Genomic DNA, 12,837 nt, shown 5'->3' on the forward strand with positions numbered 1-12,837 from the left:
AAGATCACACATGAAAAAAGTGAACAACATCGCAGTTCTTACCTCCGGGGGCGACGCTCCGGGGATGAACGCAGCCATCCGGGCGGTAGTCAGAACGGGCATCTATCATCAGCTGAATGTTTTTGGAGTGATGTATGGTTACAAAGGCATGTTGACAGGGGAAATCTTCCCTATGGAATCCAAGTCTGTCGCCAATATCATCCAGCGCGGGGGGACCGTCCTCAAAACCGCCCGCTGCAAAGAATTCTATGAGCCAGAAGGCCGCAAAAAAGCTTACGAGAACCTGAAGAAATTCGGGATCGACGGGCTGGTGGTTATCGGGGGCGACGGTTCCTTCAAAGGCGCCCAGAAATTCAGCCAGGAATTCGACATTCCCTGTATCGGCCTCCCCGGCACCATCGACAAAGACATTGCCGGCACCGATTTCACCATCGGCTTTGACACGGCCGTGAACACCGCCGTGGAAGCGATCGACAAGATCCGCGACACCGCCGACGCGCACGACCGCCTTTTCATCATCGAAGTAATGGGCCGCGACGCCGGGTATATCGCCCTGCACAGCGGCATCGCCACGGGTGCGGAGCACATCCTCATCCCCGAGCATAAAACCAATATCGACGACGTGATCGATCACCTCACCGCCAACGAGCGCCGTTCCAAAATGGTGAACCTCATCGTGGTGGCCGAAGGCGACGAATTTGGCGGGGCCGACGAAGTAGCCCGACACGTAAAGGAAAGAATGCCGCAGCTCGATACCCGCGTAACTGTTCTCGGGCACATCCAGCGCGGGGGCTCCCCTACCTGCCTCGACCGGCTCGTGGCCAGCCGTATGGGCTACGCCGCGGTAGACGCCCTCCTCAACGGCACCACCAACGTCATGGTAGGCATCGTCAACAACGAAATTCAATTCACCCCGCTCGATAAGGCCGTGAAAGCCAAACAACAAATCGATCCGGAATGGTTAAAGATTGTCAAAATTCTTGCGAGTTAAATAAACGTCTATGAGTACAAAAGATCTGTCCAAATACTTTCATAAGGAAATGGACAACCAGGCAGGTGCATCGCATGCCAAGCAAAAAACGAAAATTGTGGCAACCGTTGGCCCCGCCAGCGATACCTACGAGAAACTATTGGAACTTGTGCAGGCTGGTGTGAATGTCTTCCGCCTGAACTTTTCTCATGGCGCCCATGAAGACAAGCTGCGGATCATCAACTACATCCGCCAGATCAATAAAACAGAGCCCTACAACGTGGCGATCCTTGCCGACTTGCAAGGCCCGAAACTGCGCGTAGGCGAAATCGAAAACAACGCCCTCCCGCTCAAAACCGGTGATATCCTCACCTTCACCACTGAAAAATGCGTGGGCACCATGGAAAGAATCTACGTTTCTTACCATGACCTCCCCCGCGACGTGCGCCCCGGCCAGAAAATCCTGCTGGACGACGGCAAAATCGAAACCGTGGTGAAAGAAGTAACACCCGACAACCTCATCAAAGCAGAAGTACTGCTCGGCGGCGTGCTGTCCTCCAAAAAAGGCTTCAACCTCCCCGATACCAAAGTTTCCCTCCCCGCCCTCACCGAAAAAGACGAAGTTGACCTCGACTTCATCATCGACAATGAATGCGACTGGGTGGCGCTGTCTTTCGTGCGTAACGTAAAAGACCTTGCCCTGCTGCGCAAGCGCTTGTCCGACCGCAATTCCAAGATTAAGATCATCTCCAAGATCGAGAAGCCGGAAGCGATCCAGAACCTGAAAGAAATCATCTGGGAAAGCGATGGCGTAATGATCGCCCGTGGCGACCTCGGCGTGGAGCTTCCCGTTGAAATGGTGCCCATGATCCAGAAAGACATTATCCGCAAGTGCATCCACCGCGCGAAACCGGTGATCGTGGCTACGCAGATGATGGAATCCATGATCGACCGCACCCGCCCGAACCGCTCCGAGATCACCGACGTGGCCAATGCCGTACTGGAAGGTGCAGACGCCGTGATGCTGTCCGGCGAAACCGCTACCGGTAACTATCCCACGCTGGTTATCCAGACCATGCGCAAGATCATCGGTGAAGTAGAGAAAGAAAGCATCATCTACAACCGCAACCTGATCCCTCACCGCCACTCTCCCACCTTCCTCAGCGACGCACTGTGCTACAACGCCTGCAAAATCGCGGAAGACCTGGAGGCAGACGCGCTGATCGGTATGACGCAGTCCGGGTACACCGGTTTCATGCTCTCCAGCTACCGTCCGAAATCGCCGCTGTTCATCTTCACCAAAGAGCGTTCGCTGGTAAACCAGCTGAGCCTCAGCTGGGGCGTTCGCGCGTTCTATTACGGCGAAGAGGAAAGCCTGGACGATATCATCTCCGACCAGATCAACATCCTGAAAGAGCGTGGTTTCTTAAAAGCGAACGACGTGGTGGTGAACACCGGCAGCACGCCCGTAAAAGAGCACCTGCCCACCAACATTCTGAAAATCACAAGAGTACCCGAGTAACCGAAGGCATTCTTAACAATAAAAATCCCGTTCTTCCCAGGAGGAACGGGATTTTTTTATGTAAGTATCAGCGATGTGCCGGCGCCCCGATTACCAGAATCCCTGGCAGTAAGTGTATGTCAAAGGTAGGGTATGGGAAAGGTAAGGCGAGGCTACGTGAACCTGAGGTGGACTTGAGGTGGACTTGATCGGCAGATTCGATTAATAATCAATTCATTATAAAAACCAAAATTGCACAGAAAATCGGGTACGGGGAGTTGCAAAAAAAGCTTACAAAACACCAGTTAAACCCTTAATCCATCCTGGTTCATGGATGCTACCTCTTCCCTATTGTAGGTGAGCGCATACAGGGCAATACCGATCCCCGTGATGGCGAGGCCTGCGATGCAGACGCCGGTCCATTTGCCGATGCCCCACACCCAGAGGCCAATACCGGAGCCGAGGGAAGTGCCGAGGAAAGACGCGGTCATGAATACGGTATTCATCCGGTTGCGGGCTTCGGGCAGCAGTGCGTAGATGCGGGTTTGGTTGGAGACGTGAACACCCTGAAGGCCGAGATCGAGCAGGACGATCCCGGCAACGATGCCAATGATCGATTGGCTGAATGCCCAGAAAATAAGATAGGAAATAAACACAAGCGAGATACCGTAGCCGATGGCGATGCGCGGGTTCTTCTTATCCGCGATCCGCCCGACCAGCGGGGCGCCGAGCGCGCCCGTGGCGGCCGCCAGCCCGAGGAGCCCGATCACGTCGCTCCCGTAATTGTATGGCGGGTTACTCAACAGGAACACCGACGTGGTCCAGAACAATCCGAAAACTGCGAAACAGCAGGCGTTGATCACCGAAGCCTCCCGCAGCAAAGGCTGCTCTTTCATCAACCGCATCACTGACTGCATCAACTCGCCGTATGTCCCCGTAAAAGCAGGTCGGCTCTTCGGGAACGACGCCACCATGAGCATCATCAGCGCGAAAGACAAACCGGCCGCTATCCAGAACATCCCGCGCCAGCCCAGGTGCTGCCCCACAAAACCGCTGATCGTGCGCGACAGCAAGATGCCGATAAGCAAGCCGCTCATAATCACCCCGATCACCTTGCCCCGCTTCGAAGGCTCCGCCAGTGACGCCGCCATGGGCAGGATCAGCTGCGGCACGATCGACGTAAAGCCAATAACGAATCCCGTGATCTTCAGCATCGTGATATTAAAAGAAAGCGCCGCCGCCGCGAGGGCCGCTACCGCGCATGCCGTCATCACGAGGATTTGGCCGCGCCGCTCCAGCTTGTCGCCCAGGGGAACGCAGAAAAGCAATCCCAGCGCATATCCGATCTGCGTGAAGAAAGTCACCTGGCCCGCGTTGGACTCGGTAACGTTAAATTCCCGCGCAATAAGTACCAGCAAGGGTTGTGCATAATATATGTTCGCTACGATGAGGCCTGTGCAGATAGCCATGACCGCGATATTCCATTTGCTCAAAGACATGTTCCGTACATTCAGGCTGCAAAGGTACGGCATTCGCCGAAAGTGGCCGCGACGGTAAAATCCTTACCTTTAAAGTATGAGTTTCGAGAGCATATACCCCTACAACGGAGAACCCATCGCCAGCTATCCGGCGCATACGCCCGAACAGCTGCAGGACAAGCTGAAGGCCGGCCACCGCGCTTTCCATGCCCTTCGCCAGGCTGGCGTGAACCAGCGGTCGGAATGGATGAATAAAGTAGCGGAACTGCTGAAGTCGCAGGCTGATCAGCACGCGGAACTGATTACCCGGGAAATGGGTAAAACACTCAAAGAAGCGAAGGCGGAAGTGTTGAAGTGCGCTTCTACCGCCGAATATTACGCCAACAACATCGAAAGCTTCCTCCAGCCGCGGATCATCGAATCCGATGCGCGTAAAAGTTACGCCGCATTTGAACCGAAAGGCATCATACTCGCCATCATGCCCTGGAACTTCCCTTTCTGGCAGGTATTCCGCTTCGCGATACCCAACCTGCTGGCCGGAAATGCCGCTGTGCTCAAACACGCCAGCAACACCAGCGGTTGCGGGCTCGCCATCGAGCAGGTGTTCCTGGAAGCAGGCTTCCCGGAAGGTTCTTTTCAGGCTTTGCTGGTAGCTTCGAAAGACATTGAGTCCATCATAGCCGACGCCCGCGTGCAGGGCGTAACGCTCACCGGCAGTACTCCCGCCGGTATGAGCGTGGCGGCGCTGTCCGGAAAACACCTGAAGAAAACGGTATTGGAACTGGGCGGCAGCGATCCTTTCATCGTCCTGAAAGACGCGGACCTCAAAACGGCGGCCGCCACGGCGGTGAAAGCGCGGATGCAGAACGCCGGCCAATCCTGTATCGCCGCCAAACGCTGGATCGTGGAAAAGAGCATCGCGGAAGATTTCACACAACAGGTACAAAGCATTATTTCCTCCATGAAACAGGGCGATCCCTTCCTCCCGGAAACCGACCTCGGCCCCATGGCCCGCCCCGATCTCGCCAAAGAACTCAACGAACAATTGCAAAGCACCATCTGGCAAGGCGCCGAACTACTGGCGGGTGGCGAACAAAACAAGGCGAACTTCGCCGCCACATTGCTTTCCGGCGTTAAACCGGGTATGACGGCCTTCGACCAGGAAACCTTCGGCCCGCTGGCCGTCGTTATTACCGCCAACGATGAGCAGGACGCCATCCGGCTGGCGAATAATACTCCCTTCGGGCTGGGCTCCTCCATCTGGACCAAAGACCTTGAAAAAGCCGCGCGCCTGGCGCCTTTGATCGAAAGCGGCAACGTGTTCGTCAACGCCATGGTCCGTTCCGACGCGCGCCTGCCTTTCGGCGGCATCAAGCAGTCGGGTTACGGGCGCGAGCTGTCCGTCGAGGGCGTTCATGAATTCCTCAATATTAAAACCGTTTACATCCAGTAAATGCGTTATTTCCGGCGCACCGATTCCAGCGTGACTTCCGCCGGAACGGCGTAGTCTTTCCAGCGTTTTTCCGCTTCCTCCGCCGTCATTTCCCCGTCGAAAGTCACGATACGATAGCGTTGCGCGTAGGTTTGCCCCGGCACAAGCGGCCAGGGCTTGTTTTTCGTGGGGCTAAAGTTTGCGAAAACCTGTCCATGCTGGTCGTTCTCCGGCCATACGCGAAGGGGTTGGGGGGAATTGAAGTTGTTGGGATCGGAAAGCACGAGCAGTCCGCCTTTGCCGCCTTTCAGCTCTCCCTGGATGATGAACCACCGCGCCACGGAGCCGTCGGCGTCCTTGCGGGTCTTTCCTTCGGAGGTGATGACTTTGCTGTTGGCGTTATTCCATTCTTCCGCGCCGCGTATCGCAAACCCGCCGCCATAGCGGTATTCGTTGAGGGTGATGGGAGCTGCGGATGCGCATTGGAGGGTGGAGTTATAATCCCAGGTGATATTTTCGTCGGGCTTGCCGTAAACGATTACTTCCAGTTCTTCGGACATGGCGGTGCGATCCGGGTTTCCGAGGACAACGTAATCCTGCACCTGCCGGAATCCGCCGAAAACCCTGCCATTCGAGCGGCGGTTGCGGGGCGAGGCTATAGGGCGCACGGTGCCGGAGCGTTTGGCCAGGTTCCAGAAATCCACTGTTTTACCTTCGAACTCTGTGTCGGTCCAGGGGCTCCAGATGCCGAGGTGGTGGTAATGGTCTTTGGGATGGATTTGGGTGAGCACTTTGCCGGAGGGCGTCCAAACGGGGTGGATGAAGCCTCCACGGCGGTAGGCGGTGTCCACGCCTGCCGGAGGTTCCATGGTTTCGGCGCGGTAGTGCAATGCCTTGAAGGATCCCGGGCTGATCGTATAGCCGCCGTCTTTCTCTTCAAAACTTACACCCTCTTCTGGATTGGCAGCGCGCCATACGCCGCGGATCTTTTCCCGGACGAGGTCGTATTGCCGCTCCGTATTTGCGGGTAAATCCCCTTCGAGGCGCCAGGTCATGATGCCATCTTCCATTTGCGGAACGTAATTGACTTTCCGGCCGTTTTCCAGACCAACCAGTTTATACGTATAACCCGCTTCTGCCGCGAACGGCGTGCGAACGATGGAGTGATGCCGGTCTACGGCCCCCGCTTTTACGGTAACCCGGGCTACCACCTGTGCCAACGTGGAATGGCCGAAAAAGAGCGCAAGGCAACATAGGACATAATACGGTTTTGCCATATTATAAAATATTATTATAATATAAAATTACGCATTCCGGTTGATAATCGCAATAACTGGAATTAGTGTAAATTAGTGGTATTGAACCCCAAAACCCCATTCTCTATGAAAAAGGATAAAATCATCGTATCCAACCGGAAAGCGCTGGAAGTAAAGTACGGCGCCAAACTCCCATCCATCCTCCAGGACCTGGAAGATTTGAAAGCCGCCGACAAGGCCCGCGGACTCGACAGCGAGATCATCTTCCTCGACGACGCCAAAGCCATGAAAGGACATAAAATTACGGCGGTGAAGAACGCGGAAGATGCGCGGCAGAACAAACGCGCCATCGACGGGCTGTACAAGCTTTTCCAGCCGGATTACATCCTGATTGCCGGCGCGCAGGACGTTATTCCTTTCCAGCCGCTGAAAAATCTCATCCACAGTACAGACGACGAAGATGCCATTGTACCCAGCGACCTTCCCTACGCCTGCGACAAGGCATGGTCGGAGGATCCCGGCAAATTCGTGAGCCCTACCCGCGTTGTGGGGCGGTTGCCAGACCTCCCCGGCGGGAAAGACCCGAAGTATTTCCGGTCGCTCGTCCGTGACGCGATTGCCAGCAAGCCCGGCAACCAGAAAGATTATCTGAATTACCTCAGCATTAGCGTATACGACTGGCGTCTTTCCACTGAGGAAAGCTGTAAGAATATCTTCGGCAACACCAAAAACCTGCACCTCTCTCCCACCAAAGGCCCCCGCTGGACGCCCACGCAGCTGAAAGCGAAAACACATTTTATCAACTGCCACGGCGCGCTGGAAGACGGCAATTATTACGGGCAGAAAGGGAGCAGTTATCCCATCGCCCACACATCCGGCTGGCTGGAGAAAAAGCTCGCGAAAGGTACGATTGTGGCGGCGGAATGCTGTTACGGCGCGCAACTCTACGATCCGGCGATTACGGCTTCGGGGTATCCCAGCCTCGCTTCCCAATACCTGTTGCAACATGCGGTGGCGGTGGCGGGCAGTACCACGATTGCTTACGGTCCGGCCGAAGGCCAGGGACTGGCGGACCTTATCACGCAATTCTTCCTTATTAACGTGCTCCGCGGCGCATCTATCGGTCGCGCGTTCCTGGAAGCGCGCCAGCGTTTCCTCGACGAAATGGGCCCTACGCTGGATCCCTATGAGATCAAGACGTTATCGCAGTTCTATTTGCTCGGTGATCCGTCGCTGGTGCCGGTAAATGTGCCTGCCAAAGCGCGGGAGGCGCGCGAGAACCGGCGCGAGGGGTTGCAGGCCAAGGGACTGATGCTCGGCCAGTTTCTCGCCGTGCCGAAGCCGGTGCCCGCGGCCACAGAGCCGGCAAATATCAAAGCATTTTTCAAGGCCCATAAGTTTTTGGGCAAAGTGACCAAGAAAGTATTCGTGACGGAAGGCGGCGCCGCACCCCTGGCCCGGGGCATCCAGGCGAAAGCGCTGGCCGCACCCGTGAAATTTCACGTATATTCGACGTCGAAGTTTCACGGCAAATTCAAGGAAACCAACGTGTTGGTAGTCAAGGAAAGAGCCGGGCAGATTTTGGGAGAAAGAACATATGTCAGAAGATAAATCCATACCGCAACAAACCGTCAGGGGCCGGCTCACGCTGCGCACCTTCGCCAGAAATACAAAAAGCGAAAGCCTGGGCGTATACCTGGAAACGAGCGACGATTGTTTCCTGATACGCCCGGCTTCCGGAAATCCTTTTGAAAACCCGCTGGCCAGGCTGGCTGGCAAATGCATCGAAGCCACCGGCCGCCGAAGCTCCTACGTCTTCTTCGCTACCGAATGGCACGAAATCGCCGACCCAGATTGAATCCTGCCAACTAATCCTGTTATTCCCGCTCGTATAATCCTATGCAACTTTCGCCGCGCCCGCGTGTCTTTTAAGTAAACAAATCTGTCGCCATGTTCCGCCATTCTAACTCCTGGACGACTGTTTGTTTACTTGCAGTGCTCTATTTGTGCGCTGAACCGCTGCAGGCAAACAGTCAGCAAACCAATCGCCTCATGCAGGAAAAAACCGCTGCATTGCCAGGCAAATATCACATCTCGTTCAAATCCTCCCTGGGCACGCTCCGTTACCTGTTGCAAATCGACAGTACAAACGGCATGTTCTTTTACGGGACGATGGAAAACGACCCGCGCTACAGTCCCAACCGCAGGGATTTCTGTCACATCAAAGGCATCGTTGCCCCGGGGAAGCGTTATGATTTTATCATGATGCCCGACCTGAAAAGCGGGTTGCCGTATGCGCTGCCATGCTATCCGCATGAGTGGCTGCTGAACAATAAAGTGTATTTCTCCATCCGTGAGAAAGGCATTATCGGCGGCTACATGGTAGTGCGCAACGACCGGGAAACGCCCAACTTCGCCTTCTCGGGCATGAAGCAGGCGCTGCCGCAGGATGGGTATCTGACAAAGAAGAATTAGCGGGTACGGGTGAGCACAGCGCCCGTTCCGTTGCGGTCCGCATAATGGATCACACCGTTTTCGATACGAACGCCATCGGCGATATCCTCCGCGAGGAGGAGCGGGCCATCCATGTCTACATAATCGAGGTATGGAAGGAGATGCGCAACGGCGGAAGTACCCACGGTGCTTTCGTTCATACTACCCGTCATGACCTTCATGCCGCGTTGTTTGGCTTCGAGGATCATCCGCCGGGCGGGCGTAATGCCGCCGCATTTGGTGAGTTTTATGTTGATGCCATGAAAATAGCCGTGGCAGCGGGCCACGTCCTGTTCCACGATGCAGCTTTCGTCCGCGAAAATGGGAAGTACCGACTGCTCGAAAACTTTCTTCATACCCTCCCAATCCGCCGCGGGCATGGGTTGCTCGATAAATTCAACACCCAGGTGGCGGAAGGCTTCCGCATTCCGGAGGGTTTCATCTACCCCCCATGCGCAATTCGCATCCACCCTGAAAATGCTGTCAGTATGTTTCCGCAGCTCACGGATGATGGCGATATCGTCTTTCGTTCCCAGTTTGATTTTATAAATCGGCCAGGGAAATTCCTGCAGCTTGCAGACCATATGTTCGACCGTATCGATCCCGATCGTGTAATCGGTCATGGGATTATCGGCCGGATCGAGATGCCATATTTCGTATAGCTTCTTACCGAGTTGTTGCGCGTAGAGATCGTGCGCGGCGAGATCGATGGCGCAAAGCGCGAACATATTGTTTTTAAGCCGGGGGTACATTTCGTCCCAGAATGCCTCAGGCGTGTCGAGCGTATAGCTTTCGATGAAAGGGCGATGCGCGTTGATGGCGTCCATCAGCATGGGAACAGTGATGTTGTAATAGGAATTGTCGGCGGTTTCCCCGATACCGCTGAACCCGCTCTGGGCAAGCTTTGCCACGAGAAGTGGCTGCACGTCTTTGCTTTTCCGGGAGATGGTGAAAGTATGCCGGAATTTGAGTTCAAAGGGATATAATGTCAATTCCATAGGCTAAATATACGGCGGAAAGTTTCATTTTTTATGCATAATGAAAGGGGTGAAATAGCTGGAAAGTTGATGTGATTTCGATCACAACTGTTAAAGTCGCCCATTAAAATGCGGTTTATCAGTCAGGCGAACCATGCATGCGGCCGGCTCCGTGGATAAGGGCGCGCATCTTGGTTTCGAGGGATGTTGCTTCCAGGAGGGATTCGAGGGTAAGGGGGATTCTGTAACCCCAGTTCCAGGGCTGAATAGAAGGGACGTTGATGCGTTCGTCGTCGGGATTCACGGGATGCGGGATGGAATCGTCGAGTGAAAGCCAGTCCTGCAGCTGCAGGATGCACCACATGGCCGGCGATAGGAGTTGCCGGCGTATGACCGGTTCTTTATCACCGGGGATTTCGCTGCGAAGGGTGCTCATATCATGGGTGGATGGTGTTACGACCGAGAGATAAGGCGCATCCGCGGGCGTTCTGCCGGGGTACCGTGGCATGCGGTCCACTTCGAGGCCAAGGATGCCCAGGCTGGCCATTACTTCGGGAACGCTGTGCGGGATGAGCCCGAGATCTTCTCCGCACACGAGCATGTTGGTAGCGCTGGTAAGTACAGGTAACCTTTGCATGGCGGTTTTGCGCCAGAGCGCGTCGTGGCGGTGGTAGAAGAAATCATTGGACAGGTTGCGGAGGATATCTTGCTCTGCTGGCGGCAATGCCTGGAACGACAACGTATCGGCCATGTTGAACCTAGGATGGAACTGGTTTTCCTGAGGTTCGAGGAAAAGGACATTGGCGGCGAGTTGCCGGAGGCCGGCCTGGATGGAAGGATGAATGTCGCGGGATGCGGGGAGCGGTTTGATTCTGTAGAAACCTGGGGACTGGGGCTCCAGGTACTGCTGTTTTACACTTTCTGCGTCACTTCCAAAAACAGCGGATACAACCGCATCCGTTATATAAGGCCGGCAATACCGTTCCCGCGAAAACGGGATCCCCGCCGCGACGAGCGCCGTTTCCGTAAAGGGGAACGCGGGATGGAAATAACCCAGTAATGCGCTGCCGGCGTCTTTCGGGACTTGCCACAGCCGGAAGAATCCCAGCACATGGTCGATCCGGATAGCGGAGAAGTATTGCGCCATGTGTTGCAACCGGCTCTTCCACCACACAAAGTGCTGCGCAGCCATTCGTTCCCATTGATAAGCCGGGAAGCCCCAGTTCTGACCCTCGGCCGCAAACTCATCTGGCGGGGCGCCTGCCTGAACGGAAGTGTCGAACAAATCCGGCAATTCCTGTACATCCGCGCTTTGCGAAAACATCCCGATCGGCAAATCCCCTTTCAGCGCAATCCCTTTATCCCGCAATTTACCTGCTGCATCCGCAAACTGGCGATGCAGCTGATATTGGACGTACCTATAATACCCCGGGTCTTCGCTATGATCCCGCCTGCAACAGAACCGGGTATATGCAGGCAACCAGTGATCCTGATTTGTCTCCCAAAGTTTGTAAGCATCGTCCGGAACAAATTCCTGGTAAAAAGCGCGGAGGTACTGCTCTTTGACCGCCAGCGTGGTGTCGAAATCCATTTTCTCCTGGTCGAGCTGTTGCTGCAAGGTGGAATATGTTTCCACCGTTCCCAGGCGGGGGAGATGAATATAAATTGGGTTCAGTGCGAAAGCGGAAACAGCGGCATAAGGATATGAATCGTGCCAGGTCCTCGTCCATACCGTATCGTTGACCGGCAGCAGCTGTATCATCCGGAGCCCCACGTTGGCGGCCCATTCTCCCAGAAGGGGAAGATCGTTGAATTCGCCGCAGCCCAATCCATTTTGTGTGCGCAGGGAATATACCGGCACGGCAACGCCCGCTCCTTTCCATGGCGCCCGCGGGAATCTGGCAAAACCGTCGTCGATAACGGCGCGGCCTTCCGAAAAGTAATTCCTGTTTTCACCTTGCTCCCATTGCCAGTCGTCGTCGCCGCCTGAGATGCAATATTTATAGGCAACCGCCGAGTTCACCGGCAGGTCAACATTGCAGGTAAACGTTCCGTCATCACCGGCTTCCATGCCTATGGCAAAATCGGGAGCCCAGTTGCCGAGGGCTTCCGTGCTTCCGAGGAGCCATACACGCTTCTCCGGCGAAAGCAAAGGCACACGCACCCTGAATTGGTGCGTATTCGTGAGTACTTGCGTTCCCGTAGCCACACGGTTTTCTCCATGTTGATCCCCGGCAAAAAATATCTCTGTAAACGGCGCCCTCATCCATGTCGCTTCCAGCGAACCCGGCCAAAGGAAGATATCGTACAAGGAAATGGCACTTACCCCGACCGGCAATTTCACTTCCCGTAAGTGCGTCTCTTCCAGGCATACGTCCGACTCCACACAATAAAGGTAGCGGATCGCCGCCCCATCGCACTCCAATGCGGTTGCCCACAATTCTGGTCCAGCATACTCCATCGGCTGGCGTTGCCCGTTATCCAGGCAAAGCACCAGTTGCTGCCCCCAAACGGAAGCAAAGCGGACGTAAAAGCGAAGGGTCATGCCCGGAAAATACAAAAAAACAAGGATTCCAGGGCCAATGGATTCGCTCCCGCGGCACAAAAAAGCCCTGGATGCAATTCGGATTGCGGATACAGATCTGCACATGCGTCTTTTCATAAATCCCGGCACCCTCGTATACCGGTTTTCCATTCCACAAATACGGTTTCGTACTTTTTCTCAACATT

Annotated in this window: 10 protein-coding genes; 6 read left to right on the forward strand and 4 right to left on the reverse strand. The window is 55.1% G+C overall.

The window, feature by feature from the left end:
• The first annotated feature begins 10 nt into the window (after positions 1 to 10).
• A complete protein-coding gene (pfkA, locus tag WJU16_RS06225; protein WP_341837463.1) occupies positions 11 to 991 on the forward strand; it encodes a 6-phosphofructokinase in 981 nt (326 codons plus the stop codon).
• Between the two features lie 10 nt (positions 992 to 1,001).
• On the forward strand, positions 1,002 to 2,492 hold the full coding sequence (pyk, locus tag WJU16_RS06230) for a pyruvate kinase (RefSeq protein ID WP_341837464.1): 1,491 nt from the start codon (positions 1,002 to 1,004) through the stop codon (positions 2,490 to 2,492).
• 284 nt (positions 2,493 to 2,776) lie between these two features.
• On the opposite strand, the gene WJU16_RS06235 is transcribed toward pyk, so the two are convergent.
• Positions 2,777 to 3,940: an MFS transporter gene (locus tag WJU16_RS06235; protein WP_341837465.1), complete on the reverse strand. Its 1,164-nt coding sequence runs from the start codon at positions 3,938 to 3,940 to the stop codon at positions 2,777 to 2,779.
• 106 nt (positions 3,941 to 4,046) lie between these two features.
• Between WJU16_RS06235 and WJU16_RS06240 the strand changes: the two genes are divergently transcribed.
• Positions 4,047 to 5,402 carry an NAD-dependent succinate-semialdehyde dehydrogenase gene (locus WJU16_RS06240; RefSeq protein WP_341837466.1) on the forward strand — a complete coding sequence of 452 codons (1,356 nt, stop codon included), beginning with the start codon at positions 4,047 to 4,049 and terminating at the stop codon, positions 5,400 to 5,402.
• Positions 5,403 to 5,407: 5 nt separating this feature from the next.
• On the opposite strand, the gene WJU16_RS06245 is transcribed toward WJU16_RS06240, so the two are convergent.
• Positions 5,408 to 6,658, reverse strand: a complete 1,251-nt coding sequence (locus WJU16_RS06245) for a PmoA family protein (RefSeq protein WP_341837467.1) — start codon at positions 6,656 to 6,658, stop codon at positions 5,408 to 5,410.
• Between the two features lie 105 nt (positions 6,659 to 6,763).
• On the opposite strand from WJU16_RS06245, the gene WJU16_RS06250 reads away from it, so the two are divergent.
• The 3 genes from WJU16_RS06250 to WJU16_RS06260 all read left to right on the forward strand — a co-directional run bounded on the left by WJU16_RS06250 (position 6,764) and on the right by WJU16_RS06260 (position 9,112).
• Positions 6,764 to 8,248, forward strand: a complete 1,485-nt coding sequence (locus WJU16_RS06250; protein ID WP_341837468.1) for a hypothetical protein — start codon at positions 6,764 to 6,766, stop codon at positions 8,246 to 8,248.
• Complete coding sequence (locus tag WJU16_RS06255; RefSeq protein WP_341837469.1) at positions 8,235 to 8,495, forward strand: hypothetical protein; 261 nt, start codon at positions 8,235 to 8,237, stop codon at positions 8,493 to 8,495. The genes WJU16_RS06250 and WJU16_RS06255 overlap by 14 nt, the downstream gene beginning before the upstream one ends.
• A 194-nt stretch (positions 8,496 to 8,689) precedes the next feature.
• Positions 8,690 to 9,112 (forward strand): hypothetical protein, encoded by a 423-nt coding sequence (locus tag WJU16_RS06260; protein WP_341837470.1) that lies wholly within the window; start codon positions 8,690 to 8,692, stop codon positions 9,110 to 9,112.
• Here the strand turns inward: WJU16_RS06260 and WJU16_RS06265 are convergent.
• Positions 9,109 to 10,128 carry a dipeptide epimerase gene (locus WJU16_RS06265; protein ID WP_341837471.1) on the reverse strand — a complete coding sequence of 340 codons (1,020 nt, stop codon included), beginning with the start codon at positions 10,126 to 10,128 and terminating at the stop codon, positions 9,109 to 9,111. The two genes, WJU16_RS06260 and WJU16_RS06265, sit on opposite strands and share 4 nt — an antisense overlap.
• A 118-nt stretch (positions 10,129 to 10,246) precedes the next feature.
• A complete protein-coding gene (locus WJU16_RS06270; RefSeq protein WP_341837472.1) occupies positions 10,247 to 12,652 on the reverse strand; it encodes a 4-alpha-glucanotransferase in 2,406 nt (801 codons plus the stop codon).
• Positions 12,653 to 12,837: the final 185 nt, after the last annotated feature.

Origin of the sequence: Chitinophaga pollutisoli (genome assembly GCF_038396755.1) — a bacterium.
Lineage (GTDB): Bacteria > Bacteroidota > Bacteroidia > Chitinophagales > Chitinophagaceae > Chitinophaga > Chitinophaga pollutisoli.